We start from the raw sequence: 24,440 nt of genomic DNA on the forward strand, positions 1-24,440 counted from the left end.
TGGGCCACCTCGCGGCGTCGACCGAAACCGCGTTCGGGTCGCGTTTTCGATCAGTCGGTGAGTCCGTACCCGATCTTGAACAGATAGACGTCGATCGCCAGGACGAGGACGGTCGCCGCGGTGAGCACGCCAAGCGAGACCAGCGGCGCGAAGTCGGTATAGGGGGCGGGCAAGATACCGACGCCGATCAGGTCCGAGTGGCCCAGCAATCCGTACCGGACGCTGTCGACCATGTAGACCATCGGGTTCAGCAGGGAGAGGTTCACCTGCCAGGCGTAGTCGAACGTCTCGAGGGAGTAAAAGACCGCGCCGAAGAACACCAGCGGCCGGAGGATGAACTGGTTCATGACGGTCAAGTCGTCGAAATCCCTGGCGATGAGCCCGCCGATGATGCCGAAGCCGGCGAACAGCGACGTGATGACGACCATCGTGGCCACGAGGTAGAGCCCGTGCTTGATACCGATCGACACGAACAGCCGGCCGACGACGGCGATGATGACCCCGACGACGAGCCCTCGAACCGCGCTGGCACCGACGTAGGCGACGACCATCTCGACGTACGACAGCGGCGAGGTCAGCGTCTCGTGGATGTACTCGTTCCATCTGCCGTGGAAGATCGAGAACGAGGCGTTCTCGAAGGCGTTGGATATCGCGCCCAGCACGATGAGGCCGGGCACGATGAAGAGGATGTAATCGAAGCCCGCGATCTTGTCGATCCGGTTGCCAAGGATCACGCCGAAGACGGCGAAGTAGAGGACGTTCGTGATCGCCGGCGGCATGAACGTGTTCTTCGGGCGGCGGACGAACCGCAAGATTTCCCGCCGAAAGAGCGCGCGGAAACCGACCGACAGCATCAGGCGACACCCTCCTGTTCGCGCTTGCGTTTCGCCGACGCGTCGTCACGGCCGTCGTCGCCCCCGTCCGCGCTCTCGGCCGACGACCGGGTCACGGTCCGGTCCTCGCTCCGCGTCAGGTCGACGAAGATCTCCTCGAGCGAGGTCCGGGTAATCTCGAGGTCGACGATCTCGTGACCGCTGGCCTCGAGGTCGTTGAGCAGTCGCGGCGCGGTCGAGCCGCCGTCGTCGACGCGAACCTCGAGGCGATCCCCGGAGACCGTCGTTTCGTGTGCGTACGCGCCGAGAGCGGGTGTGGTAGCGGGAGCAGACGCGAGGCGGACGGCGATGGTGTCGGTCCCCCGGCCTTTCAGTTCGTCCGGGGTCGCGACGGTCACCTTCCGTCCCTCGTTCATGATCGCGACGCGATCACAGAGGCGTTCGGCCTCCTCGATGTAGTGGGTCGTCAGCAGGATCGTCGTCCCCTCCTCGTTGAGTTCGGTCACGAGTTCCCAGAGGTCGTGACGCAACTGGACGTCGACGCCGGCGGTCGGCTCGTCGAGAATGAGCAGGTCCGGGTCGGTCACCAGCGCTCGAGCGAGCAGGAGCCGGCGTTTCATCCCCCCGGAGAGCCAGTCGAAGCGCTCGTCGCGCTTGTCGTAGATCCCGACGCGCTTGAGGACCTCGTCGGCCCGGTCGGCAGCCTCGTCCTCGGGGATCCCGTGGTAACCGGCCTTGTGCGTCAGGACCTCCTTGATCGGGAAGAACCGATCCACGTTGAACTCCTGGGGTGCGAGCCCGATCGCGTCGCGGGCCTGCTGGTACTCGGTTTCGACATCGTGGCCGAAGACCCGCGCCTCGCCGCCGGTCTTGCGGACCAGGCCGACCAGCGTGTTGATGAACGTCGTCTTGCCCGCGCCGTTCGGGCCGAGCAAGCCGAAGAACTCGCCTTCCTCGACGGTCAGCGATAGCTCCTGGAGAGCGCGTAGATCACCATACTCCTTGACGAGATCGACCGTCTCGATGGCCGGTGGCATCGATGCAGTGTCGGCCCCGGCTACGGTTAAACCGTTGGTTCGCAGAACCTGCCGCTGGAATCCGTGTTCGTGAACGTCACCCACCCGCGCTCAGTCCGCACGTCCCGGCCGACTCGAGGGAGCGATCGCGCCGCTTTGCTGGACGATGTCGAAGGCGGTCATCACGTCGGTCCGCGAGATCAGTCCCACGAGATCACCGTCGTCTTCTCGCAGCGTCTCGCCGCGCTGAGGGTCAGCCGACCGATGAGCCGCGCTATCGACCACGAGCAGCCGCCCGATGTCGTGTTCTCGCATCCGCTCGATGGCCGTCATCGCGTCCGAGTCAGGGGAAATCGTCTGTAACTCCGTCGTCATCACGTCCCCGACGGTGTAGGCCTCGCGCTCGACCGGGTCGACCTCGCGGGCGTCGCTCAGCGTGACGAGTCCGATCAGCCGCTCGCCCTCGAACGCGTCGCCCTCGACGACCGGATACCCGGTGTGGCGCTCGGTGAACATCCGCTGAATCAGTTCCGCGACCGTCGTCTCGGGCTCGACGGTGTGGAGGTCCTCGGCCGTCGTCATGATGTCGCCGACGGTGACGTCCTGGAAGGCCGCCTTCATCGTCACCTGCTGGGCCTCGCTCGAGGCGGCGATGTAGACGAAGAAGGCGACGCCGATGAGGATGATGTTGAACGCGAGCAGGCCGAACAGACCCATGAAGACCGCGAACAGTTTCCCGACGCTGGCGGCCTGCTGGGTCGCCTGTGCGTAGGGCCGTCGGCGAGCGAGCAACGCCCGCAGCACCCGTCCGCCGTCCATCGGGAACGCGGGGAGCATATTGAAGACGGCGAGTGCGACGTTCAAAACGGCGAGGTAACCGAGAACGAACCGAACGCCGCCGAGGCTCTCGGGGGTAACGAAGAACAGCGCGTAGGAGCCGACACCGACCAGAACGCTGACGATCGGACCGGCGACGGCGATGTTGAGTTCCTGTCGCCAGTCCTCGGGCATCTCCGAGAAGGCGGCGATCCCGCCGAACAGCCAGAGCGTGATCGAATCGATCGGAAACCCGTACCGTCGGGCGGTCAGCGAGTGGCCGAGTTCGTGGAGGACGACGCCGACGAACAGCCCGATCGCGGCAGCCAATCCCAGGAACCACGGCATCAGGCCGCTGGTGATGGTGGCGGTATCGATCCCCGCAGCCAGTCCGTCGTTCAGTATCCCCGCGACGTCTTCGATCTGGCTCCCGATGAGATACGCGAACAGCGGGAGCACCAGCAGGAAGGTCAGATCCAACTTGATCGGTATCCCGAACAGGGAGCCGATCCGGAAACTCCTCATAGGGATTAGTTTCGGCGGCGGACCCTTAAACACGCCGCCGAGATTCCCGATCGGTCGCGCGGGCGTCCGGTGGGACTCGAGACAGTGGTCGAACGCGGCGACCGATGAGTCGTCTCCCGACGGGAGCGTTCGACAGACCGGAACGCGTATCGTTCTCGAGTTTGATCGGTGAATAAATGGACCGACGACGGTATCTCGAGGGCTGTGTCGGCATCGCCTCGCTCGCTGCCGGCTGTTCCGGACTCGGACCTACCGAGACGGGGTCGAACGGCAACGGAAACAGCAGTGAGGGCCCGACCGGGGACGACACGGGGAACGCGGGCTCCGACGGCGATTCGCCGACGGAGAACGCGCTTCGGATCGGGCGGTGGGGGCTAGTGACGGAGCGAACGGCGACCAGACCGTCGTCGGTCCGGCTGGTCGATCGGGTCGTTTTCGACCGGTTCGACGACGACGACGTCGTCTGGACGCCCGATCGGGGGTCCCAGTACTGCTTCGTCCGGATCGATCTGAAAGTCCTCGAGGCACCCGACGGAGAGCTGGTCGCGTATCCGGATCCGTACGAATACCGCGTCCGCGCGGACGGTCGGCCCGTCCACCCCCGCTCCGCTCCCGAGCGGACGGGAGCGGTCGTCGAACCGATCAGGGCTGGGTACGCCGTCGGACAGGGGAGTGGTGCGGAGGGCGTCGTCTCTCACAACGCGCTCGCGTTCGAGGTTCCCGACGACGTGACACCGGCCGACCTCCGGATCGAATACGAGGACGACGCGAACGGGGAGACCCTGATCTGGGCTCCCGACGAGGCGCTCGAGGAGTGACGCCGTCCCGGGAGCCGACGGGAGCGCTGACGGCCGACGGACGCGACGATGTGCGACCGTCTCGGCAGGGTACTTATCTCGCCGGAGCCCCTCAGTTCAGGTATGAACTGGCAGGCGGATTGGGGGCTGCGGTTTCGGATGTTCGTAACGATGTTCCTGCTGTTTGCGCTGTACATCGTTTTCGCCGGCGCGCTCACCCTGTATCTCGGCGGCGGTCTGCTCATGATCGTGGTCCTGTTCGGCGGGTTCTCGCTCGTGCAGTACTACTTCAGCGATACGCTGACGCTGAAGAGCATGGGTGCGAAGACGGTCTCGGCCAACGAGTACCCGCAACTCCACGCCTCGATCGAACGGCTCTCCCAGCAGGCCGACCTCCCGAAACCGACGGTCGCGGTCGTCGACTCGAGCGTGCCAAACGCCTTCGCGACCGGCCGCAACCAGAAAAACGCCGCCGTCTGCGTGACGACCGGACTCGTGAACACGCTCGACCAGGACGAACTCGACGGCGTCCTGGCACACGAACTCGCCCACGTCAAAAATCGCGACATGATGGTGATGACGATCGCCTCCTTCCTCTCGACGATCGCGTTCATGATCGTTCGCTGGGGGGCGTTCTTCGGCGGGGGGCACGGTCGTGGCGGCGGCCGCGAGGGCGGTGGCGGCGGTATCATCGTCGCGATCCTCGTCTCGCTGGTGGTCTGGATCGTCAGCTACCTGCTCATTCGGGCGCTCTCCCGGTACCGCGAGTACGCCGCCGACCGCGGGGCTGCCGCCATCACCGGCAACCCCTCCGCGCTCGCCTCCGCGCTACTGAAGATCTCCGGGCGGATGGACAAGGTCCCAAAAGACGACATGCGCGAGGAGGCCGAGATGAACGCCTTCTTCATCATCCCGATCAAGTCCGGCATCGTCGGCCGGCTCTTCTCGACGCATCCGCCGACCGAGCGCCGCGTCGAGCAGCTTCGGGACCTCGAGCGCGAAATGCAATCTTTCTAAGGAACTGGCTCCGTCACACGACCTATGGGACTACTCGACGGACTCCGCGCGATCCTCGGCTCGCGCGCCGAGGCCGACGCCGGACGCGACGCCGACCCCGACGACCTCTTCGGGATGAGCACCGCCTATCTCACGATGCAGGCCGATCTGGGCTACGAGTCGCTGGACGTCGGTGCGCTCTGTTTCTCCGGCGTCGACTCGACGGACTTCCGGGACGCCGTCGACGAGGTCGAGGCGATCCTCGAGGCCGGACAGGAAGAGACCGGCACCGACTTCTCGGTCACGTCCGACGACCACGGCTATCACTGGGTGATTCTCGCGGACGACGACCCGGAGGACCTGATCACGAGCATGCACTTCGCCGCGGACACCTTCATCGAGCACGGCTACGGCTCGCGGTTGCTCGCGGCCGTCTTCGCCTACGAAAACCGAGACGGGGAAGCCTACTGGATCTACTCCTTCCGGCGCGGACGCTTCTATCCGTTCGTTCCCCGGTCCGGGCGGGAACGGGACTCGAGCGCGGAGTTTACCCTCGAGTCGGCGTTAGACGGCGAACTCGAGATCGAGCGAGAGAAGGAGTACTGGTATCCGCTCTGGCCCAGCGAGCGCGGGACCCATCCCTGGGAGTGAACGCGGTGTTGGGGAGGCAGACGGCAGTAGCGGCGGCTGTCGCTTCGTGTTTCGGTCCTCCCCTCGCAGGTCTCTCCCAAACTGTGTAGGAGTCACCGGTATTGCAGTGGCACGCGTAACGAGAGGTACGCGGCAGGAAGCCACATCATCACAACTGCGCCATACACCAGTTGCCTCCCCCTTTTCCTGCCGCACCCGTTTCCGTAGTGGCGAGCCGCCGGCTCGAGCAGCGGCGGCTATCGACGCGAGAGCGGCGGAGGGACAGCGCGTCGCCGTCCCACCCACTGTTATAGCGATTCGGTCGGTACCCCTTCGCAGTGACCGAGTGGAATCAGTACAAGGGAGATTCGCACAATTCGGGACTCCGGCGCGATCTCGAGGGACCGGTCCGCGTGGGCGAGGCGTGGACGGCCGACCTTGCCGGTGCGGTGGGGTCGCCGATACTCGATCGCGACACCGTCTACGTCGGCACGACTCGCGGGAACTGCTACGCCCTCGAGGCCGAGACCGGTCGCCGTCGATGGACCGTCGAGACCGCGGCGGCGACCGACGCGACGCCGATCCTCGCCCGCGAGCGACTGTTTCTCGGAGCGGGTGATGGAACCGTCTACGCGCTCGATCCCGCCACCGGCGAGGAGCAGTGGCGCGCCGAGCTACCGGGCTCGCTCGAGTCCGCGCTCGCCCTCTCGGCGGGCCGACTCTACGCCGGACATTCGGCCGGGCTATCCGCGCTCGAGGCCGAAACGGGAACGCAACTGTGGAACCACGAGACCGAATCGGCCGTCGTCGGCGCGCCGGCGGTCGCCGACGGGCGCGAGGGCGAGCAGCGCCGCTCGGCCCTGGATTGGGACCAGGAAGAGACATTCGAGTCGCTGGAGCCGTCCCAACTCGACGCGGACCGACGACCGGATCCCGAGCACCGCTGGGGGGCGACTCAGGAACGCGTGTTCGCCGGAACCGCCGACGGGACGGTGCTGGCGCTCGAGGCCGAAACCGCCGAGGAGTGCTGGTCCGCGCCGGTCGGCGGTGCCGTCGCCGGCGGCCCGACGATCGCCGACGGCCGGGTCTACGTCGGCGACGATGGCGGCACGATGGTCGCGCTGGACGCCGGGACCGGCGAGTCGTGGTTCACCTACGAGATTCAGGCGGGGTTTACCACGTCCGCGACCGTGCTCGCGGCCGCCGAGACGACGTTCATCGGTGCCGAGGACGGCTACCTCCACGTCACCGACACGACCGTCGGTCGACGCAAACTGCGCGGCTGGCTGTTCTCGCGGAAGGGTGTCGAACTCGACGGCCCGATCCGTTCCTGTCCCGTCGTCGCCGGTGACGTGCTCTGTGTCGGCGACGCGACCGGGTCGCTCTACGGCGTCGCCGTCGACGACCCCGAACCGCTCTGGCGGTTCGCGGCCGAGGACGCCATCGGCGGGACGCCCGCGATCGCGGCCGAACGGCTCTACGTCGGCAGCGACGGCGGGCGACTCTACTGCCTCGAGTGGGACGCCGACGAACAACTGCACTGAGACGCGGTCTCCGATTCCCCTTCCTCGACGCGCCTTCGCACTTCAATTCACCGCCTCCCCCTCGATCGACCCCGTCGCCCGCGGGCACTTTCACTTTCACTTCCCTGTTAACGAGGGTTTATGGGGGGTCCGGCACAACGAGGGAGTATGCCCGAATCAGATCTCGAGGAACTCCCCGGCGTCGGACCGGCAACCGCAGACAAACTCCACGATGCAGGCTTCGACTCCTATCAGAGCCTCGCCGTCGCCGCGCCATCGGAGCTATCGAACACGGCCGACGTCGGCGAGTCGACGGCCGCGGACATCGTTCGCGCCGCCCGGGGCGCTGCCGACATCGGCGGCTTCGAGACCGGCTCGACGGTACTGGAGCGACGAAACGAGATCGGCAAGCTGAGCTGGCACATCGACGAGGTCGACGACCTGCTCGGCGGCGGGATCGAAACGCAGTCGATCACCGAAGTCTACGGCGAGTTCGGTGCCGGCAAGTCCCAGGTCACCCACCAGATGGCCGTCAACGTCCAGCTGCCACAGGAGGTCGGCGGCCTCCACGGCAGCGCCATCTTCGTGGACAGCGAGGATACCTTCCGGCCCGAGCGGATCGACGACATGGTTCGGGGACTGCCCGACGAGGCCATCGACGCGACGCTCGAGGACCGCGAGATCGAGGGGTCGGCCGACGACGAGGAGGCGGTCGATGCACTTGTCGAGGACGTCCTCGAGAAGATTCACGTCGCGAAGGCGTTCAACTCCAACCACCAGATGCTGCTCGCGGAGAAGGCCAAGGAACTCGCGGGCGAACACGAGGATTCGGAGTATCCCGTTCGGCTGCTCTGTGTCGACTCGCTGACCGCACACTTCCGCGCGGAGTACGTCGGCCGCGGCGAACTCGCGGATCGACAGCAGAAACTCAACAAGCACCTCCACGACCTCGACAAAGTCGGAAACCTCTACAACGCCGCTGTCATCGTCACGAATCAGGTCGCCTCGAACCCCGACTCCTACTTCGGCGACCCGACCCAGCCGATCGGTGGCAACATTCTGGGCCACAAGTCGACGTTCCGGATCTATCTGCGCAAGTCCAAAGGCGACAAGCGGATCGTCCGACTGGTCGACGCGCCGAACCTGGCCGACGGCGAGGCCGTCATGCGCGTGCAGGACGAAGGGCTGAAGCCCGAATAGAGCGGTTCCGCTCGCTGCGGACTGCCGGATTCGGTTTCGCTATCGGTGCCGCATCTATACGAGGGAAGATCGCCCCGTCTACTGTCGCGATCCCCCGTGTCACCACACGGGACCGCGACGATCGACGACGCCTGGGGTGTCGTCCACCGTCGATTCTACGGACTCCAGTCAGTCAGTACCGGCGCACCCACAGGGCGGGTCGCGGATGCGTCGGGACCCAGTGACAGCAGACCAGATCGCCACCGGCATCGCGGACCTGTTTCCCACAGTTACGACGGGCGTTCATCGCGTTGCGCGGCGGAGGCTGCCGCGTCCACGAGGCGCTGTCCCTCGAGTTTCGGGACGATCTCCCGGCTGTCGAACGCGAGGGTGTACTCGTAGAGGTCGGTTCGCTTGACCTGCGGTTTCTCCTCGTACTTTGGCCCCTTCCCGAACTGAACGACCTCGCGGTAGGTCTCGCGTTGTTCCTCGGTCGGGGGGACGCCGTGGAGGTGGCGGGCGATATACAGCGCGCCGACGGTGTCCTCAGGCGAGGGTTTCCCGTTCGAGCCGGCGGCGACGAAATACGTTTCCCGATCGCTGTCCCGGAGGTGGTCCGCGACGGCTTTGCCGTTCGTCAGACCGCCGACGTAGATCTCCACGTCGTCGCCGCCGGCCAGCCGGAGATCGGTGACGGCGTTTCCGCCGTTGGTCGACGTCATCGCCGTCGGTCGCCCGGCCACGTCGACGTCCTGAACGAAACTCGGCGAATTGAAGAAGTCGTACCCCGCTTCGCCCTCGTAGTTCGGGCCGGAGCCGCCACCGATCTTCGCTCGCGGGTGCTCCTCTTTGAACGCCGGCTCCTTCCCCCGCTCTTCGGTGATGTAGACGTACTCCGCACCGTTGGCTAATAGCTCGGGAACGGTCGTCGAAAACTGGGCGACGTCGATGACGACGTAATTTCCCGGTGCGGGATCGTCGGGGATCCTCACACGCGAGGGAACGATCGTCTCTAGCAGTTTGGATTCGAGTGGATCGTCGGTAACGACGCTCATGTGCCCGTGTTCCCACCCGCGGATAATAGGCTAACTAAGAGCGATATGCAGCCGATTGGTCGCCTATAATCGGCTATATATACGAGGCGACGTCCCGCTTGCGGAGTGCGGTCGCTCGACGTGTTTCCACGGTCGCTATCGAAAACTGGTTGGTTCGTGGCCTACAGGAGAAGTGCGATGGCGGCCACGACGGCCAGCGACCCGGCGAAGAACCCCACGTCGACCGGCCGGATCCGGAGGTCCGCCAGCTGGAGCTCCGCGCTCGCCTCGTCGTGGAGCGAGTGGGAGAACCCCCTGGTCTCCATCGCTTCGACGGTGACCCGGCTCCGTTTGGCGACGTTGAAGATCATCGGATAGAACGCTCGCATCGAGAGTTTGAGCAGGTACGCGTAGTGTCGCCAGCGGAACCGTCCGGGCGAGTCCGGCGCGGCACTCCGCAATCGATACGAGTTGACGAGGTCGTGATACTCCTCGAACAACACCGGGAGCATCCGGTAGCCGTAGGTGATGAGAAACGTAAACTGCCGTGGAACCCCGAGACTGCGCAGGCCGTGAGCGAGCGTCTTCGGCCCCATGCTCGAGAAGACGGCCAGACTCGAGACCGAGATGATCGTCAGCTTTAGCGTAAACGGGATCAGCGCTTGGACTGCCGCGACCGGATCGCCGGTGAAGGCGGTTACGACCGCGTAGGACGCGAGGGTCGAGGCGACGCTGAACGCCATCACGCCGACGAGAAAGACGCTCACCCGCGAGAGGACCGCGAGTATCGAGACGAACGCGAGCAGCCCCAGCAACACCCCGGTGTCGTAGAACAGCCAGGGGACGAACAAGAAGACGGCGTACCACAGGAGCAAGACCCGGGGATCGAGGCGGTGGAGGAACGAGCCCTCGTTTTCGTAGGCCGTCCGGAGCAGATCGGTCTTGATCGCGTCGACCGACGCCGCGTCCCGGAGCCCGTCGAGGTATCTCATCGCTCGTCCCCCCCGATCGACGCCGGCGACGGACCGTCGGCACGGACTCGGTCCGCGAACGCCTCGACGGTCAACGGTGCGGGATCGAGACCGAGTTCCGCGGCGAGACGGACGATCTGCGGCGGATGAAGGTTCGCCCGTTCGAGGACATCGGTGTCCGCGAAGACGTGCTCGGGAGCGCCGTCCGCGATGACGTCGCCGTCGTCAAGGACGACGATGCGGGTCGCCCACGCCGCCGCGAGCTCGAGGTCGTGCGTCGCGACGACCACCGTCTCGACGCGCGTTCCAGCCCGGTCGATCGTCCGGCCGACCTCTTCACGACTCGCGAGGTCGAGACTGCCGGTCGGTTCGTCCAGCAGAATGATCGACGGATCGGTCGCCAGCCCGATCGCCAGCGAGGCACGCCGTTGCTGACCGACGCTGAGGAGTCGTCCGTCGCGGTCCTGTAGCGCACCGAGATCGAGGAAGTCGATCACGTCGTCGACGCGCTCCGCCCCGTCGGGATAGCCCCTGTCCTCGAGATAGTGGGCCACGTCGGCCCGCACCGAGTCGTCGATGAACATCTCCTCGGGGTTCTGGTGGACGTAGACGACATCGTCGGCGAGCCGTTCCGGGAGGACCGTCCCCGTGTCGACGCCGTCGACGGTTACGGTCCCCGTATCGGGCGTTTCGAGACCGGTAATCAACTGCAAGAGCGTCGACTTCCCGGCCCCGTTGCTCCCGACGAGGGCGATTCGATCGTCGGGATAGAGATCCAGCGACAGGTCGTCGAGGACCGTTCGCGTCCCGCTCCGGAGCGTCTGGTAGGTGTGGGAGACGCCGTCGAACGAGACCACGGGCTCGGATCGCCGGTCGGCCGGCGGCGCATCCGCGGCGGAGCCGTCGGTTCGAACCGCCGTCTCGGACGCGTGTTCCGCGAACCGAGTGATGCCATCGGTCAGCGTCACCGGAAGCGGATCGCCGTCGTCGAGGACGCGATCCGCGATCCGGGTCACCTGCGGCGGATGGACGTCCTGCGCTCGAAGGTCGTCGAGCCTGTTCAGCGCCTCGTCGACGGGGAGTTTCCAGCTGACGGCACCGTCGTCGACGAGAACCACGTGATCGCAGTACTCCGCGATGAACTCCGTCTGGTGCTCGATCGTGACGATCGTCTTTCCCCGCTCCCGGTTGAGCCGGGCGAGGCGATCGTACGTCTCGCGGGCGTTGATCGGATCGAGCTGCGCGGCCGGCTCGTCAACGACGAGGATCTCGGGATCGAGCGAGAGCGCCGCAGCCAGCGCGACGAGGTGTTTCTGGCCGCCCGACAGCTCCCAGACGAACCGGTCCTCGAGCCCCTCGAGGTCGAGGGTTTCGAGCGTCCGGTAGACTCGCTCGCGATAGTCCTCGAGCCCGTAGTTCAGCGGGGCGAACGCAACCTCCTCGAACACCGTCGGACTGACGAGCTGGTTGTCGAATTCCTGAAACACGTAGCCAACGTGGCGGGACAGCTCCGACACCGAGCTCGTCTGCACGTCGAGATCGGCGACCGTCACCTGTCCGTCGATCTCGCCTTCGTAAAAGTGGGGAATGATCCCGTTGAACGACTTACACAGCGTCGTCTTGCCGGAGCCGTTCCCGCCGACGACCGCGACGAATTCGCCAGGGTCGATCTCCAGATCCGCGCCCGACAGGACGGCATCGTCGGTCCCCGGGTAGCGAAACGAGAGGTCGTCGACGACGATCCCAGCGTCGTGCGTTTCCGTCATCGTTCTCGTGGGGACTTGCTCGCTCGGTACCAGACGATAGCCGCGACGGCCGCGGCGACGACGATGGGGACCGCGATGAAGGGCTGGCCGTACACGTCGAGGAATTCGGGCTCCCAGATCACGTTGATGGCCCCGCCGACTTCACTCGCAGCCTCGGCCACGAACGCAAGCGGGACGGCGATCAGCAGTGCCAGGAGCGCTTTGACCGAGACGCCGCCGGCCATCGACGCACCGCGCTCGCCCCGGAACGACTCCATCCCCAGCAGCGGCTCGACCTTTCCGTGGAGCTTGGGATAGAGATACAGTGCGGGGAGCACGCCGAAGACGATCCCGGTGATCGCCATCTGCGTGACGAAGTCGACCCCCTCGAGCACGAGGATGCTCTCGGGAAGGCCGGGGACCGCTTCGAGTTCCTCGACGCCGACGTAGATCTTTCCGATGTCGATCCACATCGCGAAGAACTCCTCGAGAGCCTCCGCGAGGAACACGACCAGCGCCAGCTGCGTCGTATTCTCGGGATCCTGCAGGAGTTTCGCGGCGAAATAGTAACAGACGGGGATCAGTAGCAATCCTTCCATCGCGCCCAGCCCGTCGAACTCGCCAAGCAGAATCTCGCCGAAGACGATCTCGCCGACGGGGACGGCCAGCGCCGCCCAGTAGGTCCGAAACAGGAGAACCAGCACGATCGGAATGAAGACGAACCCGCCGACCCCTAATTCGAGCGGTCCGAGCGTGAATTCCGGCAGGATCTCCGTGACGGCGTTTTGCAGTCCCGTGAGCGACATCACGAGTATGAACACCATCATGTCGTGTTTGCCCAACGTAAAACGACTCTCCGTAGCTGTCGATGTACTCATGTACGGGTCAGTGGTCCCCTGATTCGTATTTGTAATCTTATAATTGAGCTACATATCGGAACCGGCGGGAGGGCCCCGTTCAATAGATTGTACTACCGACATGTGAGATATATATGTCTCATAGTTGATCTTACTTATCGGCGCGCGTCGCATTCGGACGATGGACACAGCAGTTCGTCGCAAACGGAGCGTCGTGGAGTTGCGTACCGAAGCGGACCGGTTCGTCGGAGCGGGTGTTGCCGATGTCTGAGTCGACCCCGCGGTTCGGCGCTGCGATGGACATCCGCTTCGAGACGGACGTGGAGTCGTTCGTCGCCTTTCTGACCGACGCGGGATTGGAGCACGTCGAACTCCGCGCCGGCTATCTCGACGTCCGCGAGGACGGTCCCGATCCACGGACACTCCGGACCGTGGCCGACGAGTACGACGTAACCTACTCCGTCCACGCCCCACACCTCGACGTTGCACCGGGGGCGATCAACGACCACGTCCGGTCGGGCGTCGTCGAGGCGACGACGGACGCGCTCGAGTTCGCCGCCGCCATCGACGCCGTCGGCGTCGTCCTCCACGGCGGTGGCGCACGGACACGGTACCCGACCCGCGTCCGCGAGTACGTCCGTTCTCAGGCCGTCGAGACGGTTCGAGCGTGTGCCCGCCGCGCCGCAGACGTGGATGTCCCGCTCTGTCTAGAGAACCAGCGATGCAAGTCCGATGTCCGACGCTTCACCGCGACCCCGGACCGTCTCGCGTCCTTCCTCGAGGATGTCGGCGTCGGATCGGACGCGCTTCGAATTACCCTCGACGTCGGCCACGCGAAGGCCAGCGACGTCGAGTACGAGCGATTCGTCGACCGCTTCGAGGACCGGATTCATCTCGTCCATCTCCACGACAACAACGGAGAGACGGATGCACACGATCCACTTCCCTCGTTTCGGTCAGTCGCCGCCGACGTCGGCGCTCCGTACAACGTCCTCGAGATGAAGTCCCGTGCCGACATCGAGCGATCGCTCTAAGCTCTCACAGGTCGTGACTGTGCTCGACTCGGCGCTCCGCCCCCTCGAAAGGCGAGCAAACGGTGATCGCCCGATCGCAGAAAACCGCGTCAGTCCTCGGTCGTCGTCTTGTCCACGTCGAGTTCGCCCTGATAGATCTCCGCGCCGTCCTGGGCGACCTTCTCGGCGAGGACGGCACATTTGACTCGCATCGGCGAAATCTCGACGCCGAGCATCTCGATCACGTCGTCGCGATCCATCTCGTGGAGTTCTTCGATCGTTTTGCCGGCGAGTTCGCCCGAGAGCATGCTGGCGGAAGCCTGGCTGATCGCACAGCCGTCGCCCTGGAACGCGACCCGCTCGATCGTCTCCTCGTCGTCGGCGAGCTCGACGTCCATGCGAATCTCGTCGCCACACATCGGGTTCTCGCCGATGTGCGTGAACGTAGGATCCTCGAGTTCCCCGTAGTTGCGGGGGTTCTTGTAGTGGTCGAGGATCTGCTGTCGGTACATATCGGAGCCCAGTCCCATTATTGGATACGGATAAGCCAGTGAGTTGTAAAAGGGTTCCGGGGGGTAAACGGGCAGTCAGGTCCCGCTTCGATTGGTTCGGGGTCGCTTCGTCGCCGTCGACCATCGAGTAACCGGGAGACACCGGCGGCTGGCGAGCCTGGCTTCGTGAGAACAGTCCGTGTCGGCGAACGGTTGAAAGCCGGTGCCGCTACGCTGAACCCTGGTCGACGGGCGGATTCAGGTAGCAGGCGTCGACGACGGCGAACGCGCCGACGACTCCCGCGATCAGCAGCGTCTGCACCACCGACAGTCCCAGCATGGTCGCGGTGACCAGCGCAACCGCGAACGCGAGCGGGATGATCCCCAACAGGAGATCGTACCGCGTCACCGCGGTGAGAACGTCGACCAGGGCCTCGAACGGATTTTCGCCGGGATGGCCGATCGGTTTCTCGTACATACGCTCTCACCTCGGCAGCCACGATAGGACCGTGAGAAGGAAAAATCTTTCCACAGTTTGTTATTTATTCACAGTGAATCGCGGGAGCGCCGGGCTCCGTTACGACTCGCCCGAGAGTTCCCCGTCGAATCGGTCGAGATACTGCCGAACGAAGGCCGCCCGATCGACGGCGAGGTCGCGACCGGGATCGGTGTACATCCGTTCTGGCAGGTCGAGAATCTTCTTGTGGAAGTGGTTGTACTGCGTCGCGCCGGCGTCGGTGTCGTCCGCCTCGATCGACCGGGTGGGATCGTGGATCGGCTCGTCGATCTCGCCGCCATACGTGAACACGCGAGCGATTCTGACCGCTCCGAGCGCGTCGAGGTTGTCGGCGTCGGAGACGAGTTTCGCCTCGAGCGTCGCGGGTTCGGTGGCGGTCGAGTACCGGTGTGCGCGGATACAGTGCTGGACGCGTTCGACCGTCTCCGTCGCCGCACCGAGATCCCGCAGGATCCGGCCGCCCTCCCGGGCACCCCAGCTCGCATGATCGTCGATCTTCCCGCGATCTTCCCGGGTGCGGCCGATATCGTGGAGGGCAACGGCGAGTCGGACGACTCGTTCGTCGGTCGATTCCGGATGTCTATCGACGAGCGTCTCGGCGAGCGTTTCGACCCGCTGGACGTGGTGCCAGTCGTGGGCCGGCGATGCGTCATCGAAGTAGGGACGAGCACGGTCGCGAACTGCCTCGAGCATTGTCGGTCGTGTCCCACGGCTCGGATATAAGCGCGCCGTCCGATGCCGAGTCGAGCCGATCCAGTGCGCCCCGACCGAAATCGGGTGGGCAGTCACTGGGATTCTCGCTGGACGATCGTGATCCAGAACGCCTCGATCGACTGGACGAACTCGACGAACTCTTTCGGTTCGACCGGCTTGCGCATGTACGTGTCCACCTCGAGGCCGTGGGATTGGACGATCCGTTCGCCCGCGTCGGAACTCGTGAGCACCACGACCGGAATCCCGTCCAGCGATGGTTCGTTTTTCAGCTCCGAGAGGACGTCGACCCCGCTTTTGCCGGGCAACTGCGGCTCGAGGAGGACGATATCCGGACGCGGTTCGTTCGCGAACTCGTTTCGCTGGTGGACGAAATCGAGCGCCGATTCCCCATCGGAGACGACGTGAATCGTGTTCAACAGCTTCGCATCCGTAAAATTCTCCTCGAAGAGCCGACTGTCGCCGGGGTTAGGTTCGACCAGCAGGATGTCGATCGGCTCGTCCAATCGTTCGTCTTCGGTCCCCATTTATGACGAGTATCAGGTGTGGCGATAAAACGTCGATGTCAGCCGTAGTGGACTCTCTCCGTCCCCGACTGCTTTCCGAGAACGATCGCCGCCGGGGGGTACCGGTCCGGGTCGGCTGGCCGCGGCCACGCTCGAAACGGGGCGGGTCCGCGGACGTCGCGACCGGCAATCCGACCCGTGGGTCGTGGAACGGGTCGCTTAACTCCGTGAGATCCCAAACGGGGCCAATGAGTGAGTCGCGTGCGTTCTGTCCCCGGTGTGGGGACCCCGTCCCCGAGCGATCGGCGAGCGACGCGAACGATCCGTTGCGCCCCGGCGCGGAGGTCGAACTCTGTGATTCCTGTTACTTCGAGGATTTCGACTTCGTCGACGCGCCCGATCGGATCGACGTTCGCGTCTGTGCCCGGTGTGGCGCGGTCTACCGGGGGAACCGGTGGGTCGACGTCGGTGCGGAGGACTACACCGACATCGCCATCGAGGAGGTCAGCGAGTCGCTGGGCGTCCACGTCGACGTCGAGGACGTCGCCTGGCAGATCGATCCCGAACAGGTCGACCAGAACACGATCCGGATGCACTGTTTCTTCACGGGCGTCGTCCGCGGGACTCCCGTCGAGGAACAGGTGACGGTCCCGGTCAAGATCGCCCGCCAGACCTGTACTCGGTGCGGGCGGATCGCCGGCGACTACTACGCCAGCATCGTCCAGATCCGCGCCGAGGATCGAACGCCGACCACGGAAGAAACCGAGCGAGCGAAAGAGATCGCGAATCGGATCGTGGCGGACATGGAAGCCACGGGCGACCGCAACGCCTTCGTCACCGAAGTCGGCGAAACCGACGACGGCCTGAACATCAAGGTCTCGACCAACAAGATCGGCAAGAAGATCTCGAACAAGATGATCGAGGAGTTCGGGGGGACCGTCAACGACGCCGAAACACTCGTCACGGAGGACGAGGACGGCAACGAGGTCTATCGGGTCACCTTCGCCGTTCGCCTGCCGCCGTACACGCCCGGCGACGTGATCGACCTCGCCGACGACGACGGCGGCCCCGTCCTCGTTCGCAGCGCCCGCGGTAACCTCAAAGGGGTCCGCGTGACGACCGGGGAACGCTACGAGGCGAGCTACGAGGAGGGCAACTCGCCCGAGGCGCGGAAACTGGGCAACCTCGAGGACGCGACCGAGGCGACGGTCGTCACCGTCGAGGACGAAAACGCCGTGCAGCTACTCGACCCCGAGACGTTCCGCGCGAAGACCGTCTCGCGGCCGGACTACTTCGACCCCGAGGCCGAGACCGTGCCCGTCCTGAAGAGCCGCGCCGGAGTGCACGTCTTGCCCGACGAGAGCGATGACTGACGAGGACAGCGACGACCAGCCGGGGGACGGGGAGTCCGACGACCTCGAGCGGGCGGTCGAGGACGTCCTCGAACCGGCGACGGCGGACGCGCCCCTCGCGGTGCTCGTCGCCAAATCACGCGCGGAGACGGCGATCGAGTCGCTGCGTGCCGAGGGCGTCTACGACGACTCGCGGCGCGTCCGCGAGGCCCAGGGCTCACGGGGAGCGAATCCCGCGGACGGGTCGAAGGCCCGCGAGGACGGACCGGAACGGGTCGCGCTCCCGGTCACCGAGCCGCCGAGCGAGACGGCGGTCTCCGAGGTCGTCAAACAACTCGAGCCCGAGCCCCGAAGCCCGGATCTCGAGGACCTGCTTGCCGAGCGGGGCTGGAGCGACGCGGACCTCGAGTCGGCACCCGGCTCGTGGGCGGTGATCGGGTCGGTGATCCTCGTGACGGTGCCCGCGGGCTGTCCCGACGAGGCGGAACTGGGTGAGGCCCTGCTCGAACTCCACGGCGAGGCCAACAGCGTGCTGGCCGACGAGGGGATCGCCAACGACGGGGCCGCCGGGACCTACCGCGAGCCCCGCACCCGACTGCTCGCCGGAGAGAGCGATACGGAGACGATCCACACCGAGCACGGAACCCGATACGGCCTCGATCCCGCGAAAGTGATGTTCTCGGCCGGCAACCAGGCCGAGCGCGCCCGAATGGGAACGCTCGGGAGCGCCGACGAGCGCGTGTTCGACATGTTCGCCGGCATCGGCTACTTCACCCTGCCGCTGGCCCGGGCCGGTGCACACGTGACGGCGACGGAGATCAACCCGACCGCGTTTCGGTATCTGCTCGAGAACGCCGTGCTCAACGACGTCGGCGACCGCGTCGACGCCTACATGACCGACTGTCGCGACCTCGCGAGCGAACTCGACGCCGATCGAGTCGTCATGGGGTATTACGGCAGTTCGGACGGCGACACCGGCGACGAGGGGGCACACGGAACGCGAGCCGACGAAGCACACGAATACCTCCCGGACGCCCTCGCAGCGCTCGTCCCCGGCGGCGTCGTCCACTACCACGAGGCGACCCCGGAAGCGCAGCTGTGGGACCGGCCCCTCGAGCGACTCGAGTCGGCGGCCCACGCGGCCGGACGCGACCTCGAGGTCCTCGAGAAGCGGCGGGTGAAAAGCCACAGTGCGGGCGTCGCACACGTCGTGGTCGATGCGCGGTTCGGGTAAGACGCCCCGTCGCGACGCGATCGCGTCCCGAAGCCGGTGTCGTGGCATTGATACTCGCGGAGCAACTCCCGTCGTGTATGAACAGAAGTCAGATCATCGCTATCGTCTTCGCCTTCCTCATGGTGTCCTCGATGGTCGCCTGGGGTGCGACGGCGATCTTCTAGTAGCGGACCGTCTCACCCGTCCGTGTCCCAGACGTCCGCGAGCGGACTCGAGCGGGAGGATCGCCCGGACCGGCTCGATCGCGACGACGAACGGTCGGTCCGCCGGCCATCGTCGGCACCCGTCTCGCTGGCTCGGCCCTGACGCGACGCCGTTCCGGACCCGGAACTGGCCCGGTGACTGGTCCCCGACGCACCGAGTGCGGCTCGGGGCTCGAACGACGGCAGGTCCGGCCGTTCCATCCGGTCGACCTGTGCTGCGAACCAGTCGGGCATGTCAGTCCGGGCGCGCTCGAAACAATCCACCAGACTCGAGTCCGCCAGATACGTCGCTCCGTAGTCGTCGGGGGCGCGGACGACCCGCCCGCAGGCCTGCATGACGGTCCGGAGCGTGGTCCGGTAGTACCAGGCCCACTGTCCCTCCTCGAGACGGTGGGCCACCCGCGAGTCGCCGGTGTTGAGAAACGGCGCTTTACAGAGCACTTGCCAGCGACAGAGGTCGCCTTTGAGGTCCAGGGCTTCCTCCATCTTCACCGAGAGGAAGACGTCGGGGTCGTCGGCGGCCTTCCAGGCCTCGAGTGCGGCGTCGCGGCCGTCGCGGTCGTGCGTTCGGATCCGATCGCCGACGCCGAAGTCGGTCAGGAGGTCGGCCAGCCGGTCCTGAATGTCGTAGGAGTGGGCGTGTATCAGCCCCTTCTCGTCGGGGTGGTGTTGCATCAGCCGGACGATCGTCCGGGCGATCTTCGGCGTCGTTTCGTCGCGCTCCTCGTAGGTCATCTTCCCCTGCGTAACGTCGTACAGCGGCCGGTTCTCGACGGGGAAGGTGTGATCGACGTCGACCAAGGCGACGCTGTCGGGTTCGAGCCCGACCTGCCGGCAGAACGCCTCCTTGTTGAGGATCGTCGCCGAGAGGAGCGCGAACTTGTTACCACGGTCCCAGACGGTGTGCTGGAGGTACTTCTCGGGGTTCATCGGTTTGATCGTCAGCGGACCGCCCTGGGGGTCGTCGCCGTCGTCTCCAGTGCCGCCGGCATCGCGGGACCGCGGCTCGGACTGATCGACCAGCCACGTCGTCGGGCTCCCCGGGTCGCGGTAATCGGAGACGAACCACTCGAGTTCCCCGATGAGTTCCTGTAAGCGGTCGCGTTCGCGCACGTCGGCGGGAGAGAGCGAGTCCTGTGCGAGCAGATCGTCCTTGCGGCGCGTACACGTCTGTGCGAGGCTCTCGGCGTAGCGTACGGCCCGCTCGACGCCGTCCACCTCGGGAACGCGAAGGTCGTCCCAGAACGGCACGGTTCGCGGGCCGAGTTGAATGGTCGCGTACATCTCGGCCCACTCGGCGAGGCCGTGGGCCTCGTCGACGACCACGACGTCGCGTTTGCGGAAGACCTCGCTGCCGGCGGTCTGCATGAAGTACGCGAGCGTCATCGCCGCGATTTCCCGGTTCGAGGCGATCGCCCGATCGGAGAAGTACGGACACCGGTGTTTGACCGAGCAGTCGTACCCCCGCTCTCGCACGCAGGGGGCCTGATTGACCGGCGTCTCGCGTTCATCGGGCAGGATGCAGGTGTAGTTGGACTTCCCCCGGATGACGTTGAGGTCGGCCAGCAGGTCGTCGGCCGCCACGTCGTCCAGCTGGGAGACCTGCGGCGTCGTATAGTACGCCCCCGTCGCGTCGCTGGGATCGCCCGCATCGGCGCGGCGAGCACAGCCCGCGATGGCCCTGGCCAGCAGGGACTTGCCACTGCCCGTCGGCGCACGCACGAGCACGACGTCGTTGCCGGCCGCGAACGCGTCGCGAACGTCACGGAGGGCCTGCTGTTGGGTCCCGCGATAGCTCGGCGCGGGGAACTCCTCGAAGATCCGCTCGAGATTCACCGTTCGACTCACGGCGCGGCCGCATCCTAAACCCTGCGGACCATCGCGCCCGCTGCAACTCGACGGTGCCGCGTCCCCTCGTTTCGGGGGCGAAACCGGCGGCTACCGATCGGTATCGACATCCTATCGGGGTCGACGGGTAGGTAGTCGACTGATTACAAAGACGAACCTCGCCGTCGAACCGACCGAGGAAGGGTCGCTCAGCGGCAGAGCACCGTGGTTCCATCCGGTTCCGCGGCGGCATTTCGCCTCGTGGCGTTCGAATCCCACCCCTTCCGCTCAGACGGTCTCCTGTCCGTCAGTGCCGATGGGACCGGGACCGCCCTGCGGTCCCAGGGAGAGCAAACCGTCTCACTCGGTGCGCTGCGTACCAACCCGTGAGGTCTCCTCGTCGACCTGCTCCAACCGCTCGATGTCTTCGGCGGTCGGGTAGTCGGGAACCACCTCGAGACACGGGTAACACAGCAGGTGGGAGGTTCCGTCCTCGAGTTCCAGGGTGATCCCGGTCCCGACGGTGCCGGCGTCGGTACCGAACGACCAGAGGTTGGCGATCCCGCCGGAAACCGTGACCGTTCGGCCACAGCCGTCACAGGAGGCTTTGGACATATGCGGGAGTGGGTGCCCGACGGTCAAAGTCGTTCTCCCGGTGTGGTGGCTCGTTCCGCGTGGCCCTTCGACGGCCAGTGCCCGCACAGCGGTTATGTCGGATCGTGTCATACTGACGAACATGAAGGTGCACTGCGAGGGCTGTGCGGGGTGTTGCATGGACTGGCAGTCACTGATCGCGGACGACGCGGCGTCGATCGCTACTCGAGACGCCGACGGCGGGGACGGCCACGAAACCGACCGCCGGCGGTCGCACGACCCGTTCGTCCGGCGAGAGGGAGGCCAGGGGGCTTCCCGGAAGCCGCTCGACGACGACCGAACCTTCGTCCCGCTGACCCGCGAGGAGGTGCGGGCGTTCCTCGAGGCGGGACTGGCCGACGCGCTGACGCCGCGGTTCTGGCACGCCCGCGATACGAGCGAAGGCGTCGAAATCGACGGCTACACCGTCGCTGCCATCGCGGACCGACCGGCGTTTTTCGTGGGCCTCCGGAAGCCGCCGAAACCCATCGCTCCGTTCGGCCGCGAGGAACCGACGTGGCTGCCGACCTGCGTCTTTCTCGATCCGACGACGTTGCAGTGTCGGATCCACGAGGGCGACCTGTACCCCGACGAGTGTCGCGCGTATCCGGAACACAACCTCGCACTCGAGCAGGAGACCGAATGCGAACGCGTCGAGTCGGCGTTCGGTGGCGACCGCCTGCTCGAGGCAGGTCACGACGATCCCGACGGCCTGTTGCTCGGCTCGCAGGCGATCGGCGCGAAACTCTTCTGTCATCCGCGACCGGGCGATCTGGACGGGATCGTCGACCGGGCCGCGACCGGCACGCTCACGCGACGGGATCGCGCCGAGACGATCGCGATCGCCGTTGCCTCGAGTCCCGGAACGCTGGCGATCTCCGACCACCACTACGAGTGGGGGAGAGAACGGGCACTCGAGGGAGCCGACGACGTGACGACCGAACGCGAGTCGTGGGTCGGGCCGGCGATCCGCGAGTGGTATCGACGCCATCGGGAGGCCGACGGGGCCGTCCCCTCGCCGACCGTCGCCGATGCCGTCGAAACGGATCGGGGTGCACCCGAAACGCCGGGCTGGGACGCCCTCGAGTGACGGCACCGATCGACCCCTCGATCCGGCTGACTGTTAAGATCGTTCGACCCGAACGGACGGTATGCGCGTACTCGTAACGGGAGCAACGGGATTCGTGGGGGGTCGACTCGTGACGGACCTCCACACGGAGACGGCCCACGACGTGACGGTCCTCGTCAGAGACGCCGACAGCTACGAGGCACCGGACGACGTCACCGTCGTCGAAGGGGACGTCCTCGAGCCGGGGAGCTTCGAGGACGGACTGGCGGACGTCGACGTCGCTTACTATCTGATCCACGCGATGGGCGCAAGCGGGGACTTCGCCGAGCGGGATCGGCGGGGGGCGCGGAACTTCGAACGGGCCGCGAGCGACGCGGGCCTCGAGCGGGTGATCTATCTGAGCGGGCTCGGCAGCGATGGCGACTCCCTCTCGAGTCATCTCGCCTCCCGCCGGGAGGTCGAATCGATACTCCGGGAGGGAACCGCCGACGTGACCGTCCTCAGAGCCGCGATCATCATCGGCGACGGCAGCGCGAGCTTTCGGTTGGTGCGCCAGCTCGCGACGCGGCTTCCGGTGATGATAACGCCACAGTGGGTCGACACCGACTGCCAGCCGATCGCGATCGACGACGTAGTCACGTACTGTCTGGCGGTCCTCGAGCGGCCGGAGACGGCCGGCGAGACCTACGAGATCGGTGGGCCCGACGTCATTACGTACCGGGAGATGTTGCTCGAGACCGGCGAGATCATCACCGGCCGTCGACCGCTCATCCTCCCCGTCCCGGTCCTGAGCCCGCGGCTTTCGGCACACTGGGTCGGACTCGTCACCGACGTCCCGAACCGGCTCGCCTATCCGCTGATCGACGGGGTCCGCAATCGCGTCGTCGTCACGGACGATCGACTCCAGCGCCTCGTCGATATCGAGCCGACGCCGTTCGACGTGGCGGTCCGGCGAGCCCTCGGTCTCGAGGCCGACTCCGAGTCCGATCGTGCCGAACCGGCGACGCCGTCGGACCGAGGCGGCGAATGACCCAGTCGCCGGAGTACGGCGAAACGTGGGTCTACGAGAGTCTCCTCGGGACGGTCCCGGGACTGAACGTTTCGGGACGGACGGCGATCGGCGTCCAGTTCCTCGGTTTCGAGGGCGCGATCCTCGCCGTCGCAGCCGTCTACGACCTCTGGGCTGCGGTCGTCCCCGGAACGGTCGCCGTCGTGGTCGCGACGGTCGGAAGCTGGCTCATGCTCCGGTTCAGCCGGGGCGTTCGCGACCTCCCGACGCCCGACGGCTATCGGAAGTTGCTCTTCGGCTCGAGTATCGACGTCGTCCTCGGCGTGCTGGCGTTCGTGACGCTCGTCACCTACCTGTTCGTGATCGATCCGCGGGGAAGCGACCCCGGACAGTCACTGCTGATGGAACTGTTCGGAGCCGAGCCCCCGGCACTCGCGGTCGGACTCGCGTTGCTCGTGCTCTGGGACGTCGTCTATCGGATCGGAACCTGCTGGTGGGCGAGCGTCGTCGGACTGTGGCGGTCGATCGTCTACCAGTTCGATCCGGGACCGACGCGACAGTACCGGCGTATCGACGCGATAAACATCGGCTTCGCGGCAGTACAGCTCCTCCTGGTACCGTTAGTGATCGATCACGCCGCGTTGCTCGTCGCACTCGGGGGCCACGCCGCCGCGGTTCTGGTCGTTGCGACGCTCTCGATCGGGGTTCAGGGACGACGAGTGAAAACGTCAGAAGTCGTCGATCGCCGTTAATTCGACTTGATCTGCTCGAATTTGTCGAGAAGTTCCTCCGCAGAATCGCCCGAATCGTACTCGACTTCGCCGTGGTAGATCGTCCGCTCGTCGTCGAAGTCGGCGTCAACCCTCGAGGCCTGTTTTTCGCGGCGCTCGTGTTCGTCTTCGTCATAGGCACCCATTGACATGGTAGCTATAGACATGGTACGGCGGTGCCAG

The 24,440-nt window shown here is 65.8% G+C and carries 26 protein-coding genes and 1 tRNA gene; 13 read left to right on the forward strand and 14 right to left on the reverse strand.

What is annotated here, in order from left to right; genetic code table 11:
- Positions 1 to 50: 50 nt before the first annotated feature.
- From J0X27_RS08555 to J0X27_RS08565, 3 genes are all read right to left on the reverse strand, one after another.
- A complete protein-coding gene (locus J0X27_RS08555) occupies positions 51 to 854 on the reverse strand; it encodes an ABC transporter permease (protein ID WP_207271934.1) in 804 nt (267 codons plus the stop codon).
- Entirely contained in the window at positions 854 to 1,870 is a 1,017-nt protein-coding gene (locus tag J0X27_RS08560) for an ABC transporter ATP-binding protein (RefSeq protein ID WP_207271935.1), read from the reverse strand. The genes J0X27_RS08555 and J0X27_RS08560 overlap by 1 nt, the downstream gene beginning before the upstream one ends.
- A gap of 90 nt (positions 1,871 to 1,960) precedes the next feature.
- Complete coding sequence (locus J0X27_RS08565) at positions 1,961 to 3,190, reverse strand: site-2 protease family protein (RefSeq protein WP_207271936.1); 1,230 nt, start codon at positions 3,188 to 3,190, stop codon at positions 1,961 to 1,963.
- A gap of 176 nt (positions 3,191 to 3,366) precedes the next feature.
- On the opposite strand from J0X27_RS08565, the gene J0X27_RS08570 reads away from it, so the two are divergent.
- The 5 genes from J0X27_RS08570 (at position 3,367) to radA (ending at position 8,336) form a co-directional block, all read left to right on the forward strand.
- A complete protein-coding gene (locus J0X27_RS08570; RefSeq protein WP_207271937.1) occupies positions 3,367 to 4,008 on the forward strand; it encodes a hypothetical protein in 642 nt (213 codons plus the stop codon).
- 102 nt (positions 4,009 to 4,110) lie between these two features.
- Positions 4,111 to 5,004 (forward strand): zinc metalloprotease HtpX, encoded by an 894-nt coding sequence (gene htpX / locus J0X27_RS08575; RefSeq protein ID WP_207271938.1) that lies wholly within the window; start codon positions 4,111 to 4,113, stop codon positions 5,002 to 5,004.
- A gap of 24 nt (positions 5,005 to 5,028) precedes the next feature.
- Positions 5,029 to 5,634, forward strand: a complete 606-nt coding sequence (pspAB, locus tag J0X27_RS08580; protein ID WP_207271939.1) for a PspA-associated protein PspAB — start codon at positions 5,029 to 5,031, stop codon at positions 5,632 to 5,634.
- Positions 5,635 to 5,951: 317 nt separating this feature from the next.
- A complete protein-coding gene (locus J0X27_RS08585) occupies positions 5,952 to 7,157 on the forward strand; it encodes an outer membrane protein assembly factor BamB family protein (RefSeq protein WP_207271940.1) in 1,206 nt (401 codons plus the stop codon).
- Positions 7,158 to 7,304: 147 nt separating this feature from the next.
- Positions 7,305 to 8,336, forward strand: a complete 1,032-nt coding sequence (gene radA, locus J0X27_RS08590; protein ID WP_207271941.1) for a DNA repair and recombination protein RadA — start codon at positions 7,305 to 7,307, stop codon at positions 8,334 to 8,336.
- Positions 8,337 to 8,605: 269 nt separating this feature from the next.
- On the opposite strand, the gene J0X27_RS08595 is transcribed toward radA, so the two are convergent.
- The 4 genes from J0X27_RS08595 to J0X27_RS08610 all read right to left on the reverse strand — a co-directional run bounded on the left by J0X27_RS08595 (position 8,606) and on the right by J0X27_RS08610 (position 12,943).
- On the reverse strand, positions 8,606 to 9,370 hold the full coding sequence (locus tag J0X27_RS08595) for a 2-phosphosulfolactate phosphatase (protein WP_207271942.1): 765 nt from the start codon (positions 9,368 to 9,370) through the stop codon (positions 8,606 to 8,608).
- 161 nt (positions 9,371 to 9,531) lie between these two features.
- Positions 9,532 to 10,341, reverse strand: a complete 810-nt coding sequence (locus tag J0X27_RS08600) for an energy-coupling factor transporter transmembrane component T family protein (protein WP_207271943.1) — start codon at positions 10,339 to 10,341, stop codon at positions 9,532 to 9,534.
- Positions 10,338 to 12,086, reverse strand: a complete 1,749-nt coding sequence (locus tag J0X27_RS08605; RefSeq protein WP_207271944.1) for an ABC transporter ATP-binding protein — start codon at positions 12,084 to 12,086, stop codon at positions 10,338 to 10,340. Before J0X27_RS08605 ends, J0X27_RS08600 begins: the two co-directional genes overlap by 4 nt.
- On the reverse strand, positions 12,083 to 12,943 hold the full coding sequence (locus J0X27_RS08610; protein WP_224214609.1) for a DUF8171 family membrane protein: 861 nt from the start codon (positions 12,941 to 12,943) through the stop codon (positions 12,083 to 12,085). Before J0X27_RS08610 ends, J0X27_RS08605 begins: the two co-directional genes overlap by 4 nt.
- Before the next feature lie 242 nt (positions 12,944 to 13,185).
- On the opposite strand from J0X27_RS08610, the gene J0X27_RS08615 reads away from it, so the two are divergent.
- Entirely contained in the window at positions 13,186 to 13,956 is a 771-nt protein-coding gene (locus J0X27_RS08615; RefSeq protein ID WP_207271945.1) for a sugar phosphate isomerase/epimerase family protein, read from the forward strand.
- A gap of 89 nt (positions 13,957 to 14,045) precedes the next feature.
- Here the strand turns inward: J0X27_RS08615 and sufU are convergent, their stop codons facing one another.
- The 4 genes from sufU to J0X27_RS08635 form a co-directional block, all read right to left on the reverse strand.
- A complete protein-coding gene (gene sufU, locus J0X27_RS08620) occupies positions 14,046 to 14,465 on the reverse strand; it encodes a Fe-S cluster assembly sulfur transfer protein SufU (RefSeq protein WP_207271946.1) in 420 nt (139 codons plus the stop codon).
- 190 nt (positions 14,466 to 14,655) lie between these two features.
- Entirely contained in the window at positions 14,656 to 14,904 is a 249-nt protein-coding gene (locus J0X27_RS08625) for a DUF8015 family protein (protein ID WP_207271947.1), read from the reverse strand.
- A gap of 99 nt (positions 14,905 to 15,003) precedes the next feature.
- Positions 15,004 to 15,636 (reverse strand): HD domain-containing protein, encoded by a 633-nt coding sequence (locus J0X27_RS08630; protein ID WP_207271948.1) that lies wholly within the window; start codon positions 15,634 to 15,636, stop codon positions 15,004 to 15,006.
- A gap of 92 nt (positions 15,637 to 15,728) precedes the next feature.
- Positions 15,729 to 16,181, reverse strand: a complete 453-nt coding sequence (locus J0X27_RS08635; RefSeq protein WP_207271949.1) for a response regulator — start codon at positions 16,179 to 16,181, stop codon at positions 15,729 to 15,731.
- A 227-nt stretch (positions 16,182 to 16,408) separates the two neighbouring features.
- On the opposite strand from J0X27_RS08635, the gene J0X27_RS08640 reads away from it, so the two are divergent.
- From J0X27_RS08640 to J0X27_RS18075, 3 genes are read left to right on the forward strand one after another with little or no spacing between them, the layout of a single operon-like run.
- Positions 16,409 to 17,533 (forward strand): 60S ribosomal export protein NMD3, encoded by a 1,125-nt coding sequence (locus tag J0X27_RS08640; RefSeq protein ID WP_207271950.1) that lies wholly within the window; start codon positions 16,409 to 16,411, stop codon positions 17,531 to 17,533.
- Positions 17,526 to 18,746 carry a class I SAM-dependent methyltransferase gene (locus J0X27_RS08645; protein ID WP_207271951.1) on the forward strand — a complete coding sequence of 407 codons (1,221 nt, stop codon included), beginning with the start codon at positions 17,526 to 17,528 and terminating at the stop codon, positions 18,744 to 18,746. The genes J0X27_RS08640 and J0X27_RS08645 overlap by 8 nt, the downstream gene beginning before the upstream one ends.
- A 41-nt stretch (positions 18,747 to 18,787) precedes the next feature.
- Positions 18,788 to 18,910, forward strand: a complete 123-nt coding sequence (locus J0X27_RS18075) for a hypothetical protein (protein ID WP_277410063.1) — start codon at positions 18,788 to 18,790, stop codon at positions 18,908 to 18,910.
- A gap of 12 nt (positions 18,911 to 18,922) precedes the next feature.
- Here J0X27_RS18075 and J0X27_RS08650 read toward each other — a convergent pair whose 3' ends face one another.
- Positions 18,923 to 20,785 carry a helicase C-terminal domain-containing protein gene (locus J0X27_RS08650; protein ID WP_207271952.1) on the reverse strand — a complete coding sequence of 621 codons (1,863 nt, stop codon included), beginning with the start codon at positions 20,783 to 20,785 and terminating at the stop codon, positions 18,923 to 18,925.
- A 189-nt stretch (positions 20,786 to 20,974) separates the two neighbouring features.
- Between J0X27_RS08650 and J0X27_RS08655 the strand changes: the two genes are divergently transcribed.
- Positions 20,975 to 21,063, forward strand: a tRNA-Gly gene (locus J0X27_RS08655).
- 73 nt (positions 21,064 to 21,136) lie between these two features.
- On the opposite strand, the gene J0X27_RS08660 is transcribed toward J0X27_RS08655, so the two are convergent.
- Positions 21,137 to 21,391: a DUF7561 family protein gene (locus tag J0X27_RS08660; protein ID WP_097380992.1), complete on the reverse strand. Its 255-nt coding sequence runs from the start codon at positions 21,389 to 21,391 to the stop codon at positions 21,137 to 21,139.
- Between the two features lie 121 nt (positions 21,392 to 21,512).
- Here J0X27_RS08660 and J0X27_RS08665 point away from each other — a divergent pair, with 121 nt between their 5' ends.
- The 3 genes from J0X27_RS08665 (at position 21,513) to J0X27_RS08675 (ending at position 24,239) form a co-directional block, all read left to right on the forward strand.
- Entirely contained in the window at positions 21,513 to 22,499 is a 987-nt protein-coding gene (locus J0X27_RS08665; RefSeq protein WP_207271953.1) for a YkgJ family cysteine cluster protein, read from the forward strand.
- 61 nt (positions 22,500 to 22,560) lie between these two features.
- Positions 22,561 to 23,508: an NAD(P)H-binding protein gene (locus J0X27_RS08670; RefSeq protein ID WP_207271954.1), complete on the forward strand. Its 948-nt coding sequence runs from the start codon at positions 22,561 to 22,563 to the stop codon at positions 23,506 to 23,508.
- Positions 23,505 to 24,239, forward strand: a complete 735-nt coding sequence (locus J0X27_RS08675; RefSeq protein WP_207271955.1) for a DUF7530 family protein — start codon at positions 23,505 to 23,507, stop codon at positions 24,237 to 24,239. The genes J0X27_RS08670 and J0X27_RS08675 overlap by 4 nt, the downstream gene beginning before the upstream one ends.
- Here the strand turns inward: J0X27_RS08675 and J0X27_RS08680 are convergent.
- Positions 24,236 to 24,409: a DUF5786 family protein gene (locus tag J0X27_RS08680; protein WP_224214711.1), complete on the reverse strand. Its 174-nt coding sequence runs from the start codon at positions 24,407 to 24,409 to the stop codon at positions 24,236 to 24,238. The two genes, J0X27_RS08675 and J0X27_RS08680, sit on opposite strands and share 4 nt — an antisense overlap.
- Positions 24,410 to 24,440: the final 31 nt, after the last annotated feature.

Origin of the sequence: Natrinema longum (assembly GCF_017352095.1) — an archaeon.
Lineage (GTDB): Archaea > Halobacteriota > Halobacteria > Halobacteriales > Natrialbaceae > Natrinema > Natrinema longum.

What these genes read in the sequence shown, in the direction of transcription:
- J0X27_RS08670 (WP_207271954.1), top strand. Translation starts at nt 22,561, where the DNA reads ATGCGCGTACTCGTAACGGGAGCAACGGGATTCGTGGGGGGTCGACTC.
- pspAB (WP_207271939.1), top strand. Translation starts at nt 5,029, where the DNA reads ATGGGACTACTCGACGGACTCCGCGCGATCCTCGGCTCGCGCGCCGAG.
- J0X27_RS08635 (WP_207271949.1), bottom strand. Translation starts at nt 16,181, where the DNA reads ATGGGGACCGAAGACGAACGATTGGACGAGCCGATCGACATCCTGCTG.
- J0X27_RS08610 (WP_224214609.1), bottom strand. Translation starts at nt 12,943, where the DNA reads ATGAGTACATCGACAGCTACGGAGAGTCGTTTTACGTTGGGCAAACAC.
- J0X27_RS08555 (WP_207271934.1), bottom strand. Translation starts at nt 854, where the DNA reads ATGCTGTCGGTCGGTTTCCGCGCGCTCTTTCGGCGGGAAATCTTGCGG.
- J0X27_RS08665 (WP_207271953.1), top strand. Translation starts at nt 21,513, where the DNA reads ATGAAGGTGCACTGCGAGGGCTGTGCGGGGTGTTGCATGGACTGGCAG.
- htpX (WP_207271938.1), top strand. Translation starts at nt 4,111, where the DNA reads ATGAACTGGCAGGCGGATTGGGGGCTGCGGTTTCGGATGTTCGTAACG.
- sufU (WP_207271946.1), bottom strand. Translation starts at nt 14,465, where the DNA reads ATGGGACTGGGCTCCGATATGTACCGACAGCAGATCCTCGACCACTAC.
- J0X27_RS08565 (WP_207271936.1), bottom strand. Translation starts at nt 3,190, where the DNA reads ATGAGGAGTTTCCGGATCGGCTCCCTGTTCGGGATACCGATCAAGTTG.
- J0X27_RS08680 (WP_224214711.1), bottom strand. Translation starts at nt 24,409, where the DNA reads ATGTCAATGGGTGCCTATGACGAAGACGAACACGAGCGCCGCGAAAAA.
- J0X27_RS08595 (WP_207271942.1), bottom strand. Translation starts at nt 9,370, where the DNA reads ATGAGCGTCGTTACCGACGATCCACTCGAATCCAAACTGCTAGAGACG.
- J0X27_RS08660 (WP_097380992.1), bottom strand. Translation starts at nt 21,391, where the DNA reads ATGTCCAAAGCCTCCTGTGACGGCTGTGGCCGAACGGTCACGGTTTCC.
- J0X27_RS08675 (WP_207271955.1), top strand. Translation starts at nt 23,505, where the DNA reads ATGACCCAGTCGCCGGAGTACGGCGAAACGTGGGTCTACGAGAGTCTC.
- radA (WP_207271941.1), top strand. Translation starts at nt 7,305, where the DNA reads ATGCCCGAATCAGATCTCGAGGAACTCCCCGGCGTCGGACCGGCAACC.
- J0X27_RS08625 (WP_207271947.1), bottom strand. Translation starts at nt 14,904, where the DNA reads ATGTACGAGAAACCGATCGGCCATCCCGGCGAAAATCCGTTCGAGGCC.
- J0X27_RS08615 (WP_207271945.1), top strand. Translation starts at nt 13,186, where the DNA reads ATGTCTGAGTCGACCCCGCGGTTCGGCGCTGCGATGGACATCCGCTTC.
- J0X27_RS08570 (WP_207271937.1), top strand. Translation starts at nt 3,367, where the DNA reads ATGGACCGACGACGGTATCTCGAGGGCTGTGTCGGCATCGCCTCGCTC.
- J0X27_RS08630 (WP_207271948.1), bottom strand. Translation starts at nt 15,636, where the DNA reads ATGCTCGAGGCAGTTCGCGACCGTGCTCGTCCCTACTTCGATGACGCA.
- J0X27_RS08605 (WP_207271944.1), bottom strand. Translation starts at nt 12,086, where the DNA reads ATGACGGAAACGCACGACGCTGGGATCGTCGTCGACGACCTCTCGTTT.
- J0X27_RS08560 (WP_207271935.1), bottom strand. Translation starts at nt 1,870, where the DNA reads ATGCCACCGGCCATCGAGACGGTCGATCTCGTCAAGGAGTATGGTGAT.
- J0X27_RS08600 (WP_207271943.1), bottom strand. Translation starts at nt 10,341, where the DNA reads ATGAGATACCTCGACGGGCTCCGGGACGCGGCGTCGGTCGACGCGATC.
- J0X27_RS08645 (WP_207271951.1), top strand. Translation starts at nt 17,526, where the DNA reads ATGACTGACGAGGACAGCGACGACCAGCCGGGGGACGGGGAGTCCGAC.
- J0X27_RS08640 (WP_207271950.1), top strand. Translation starts at nt 16,409, where the DNA reads ATGAGTGAGTCGCGTGCGTTCTGTCCCCGGTGTGGGGACCCCGTCCCC.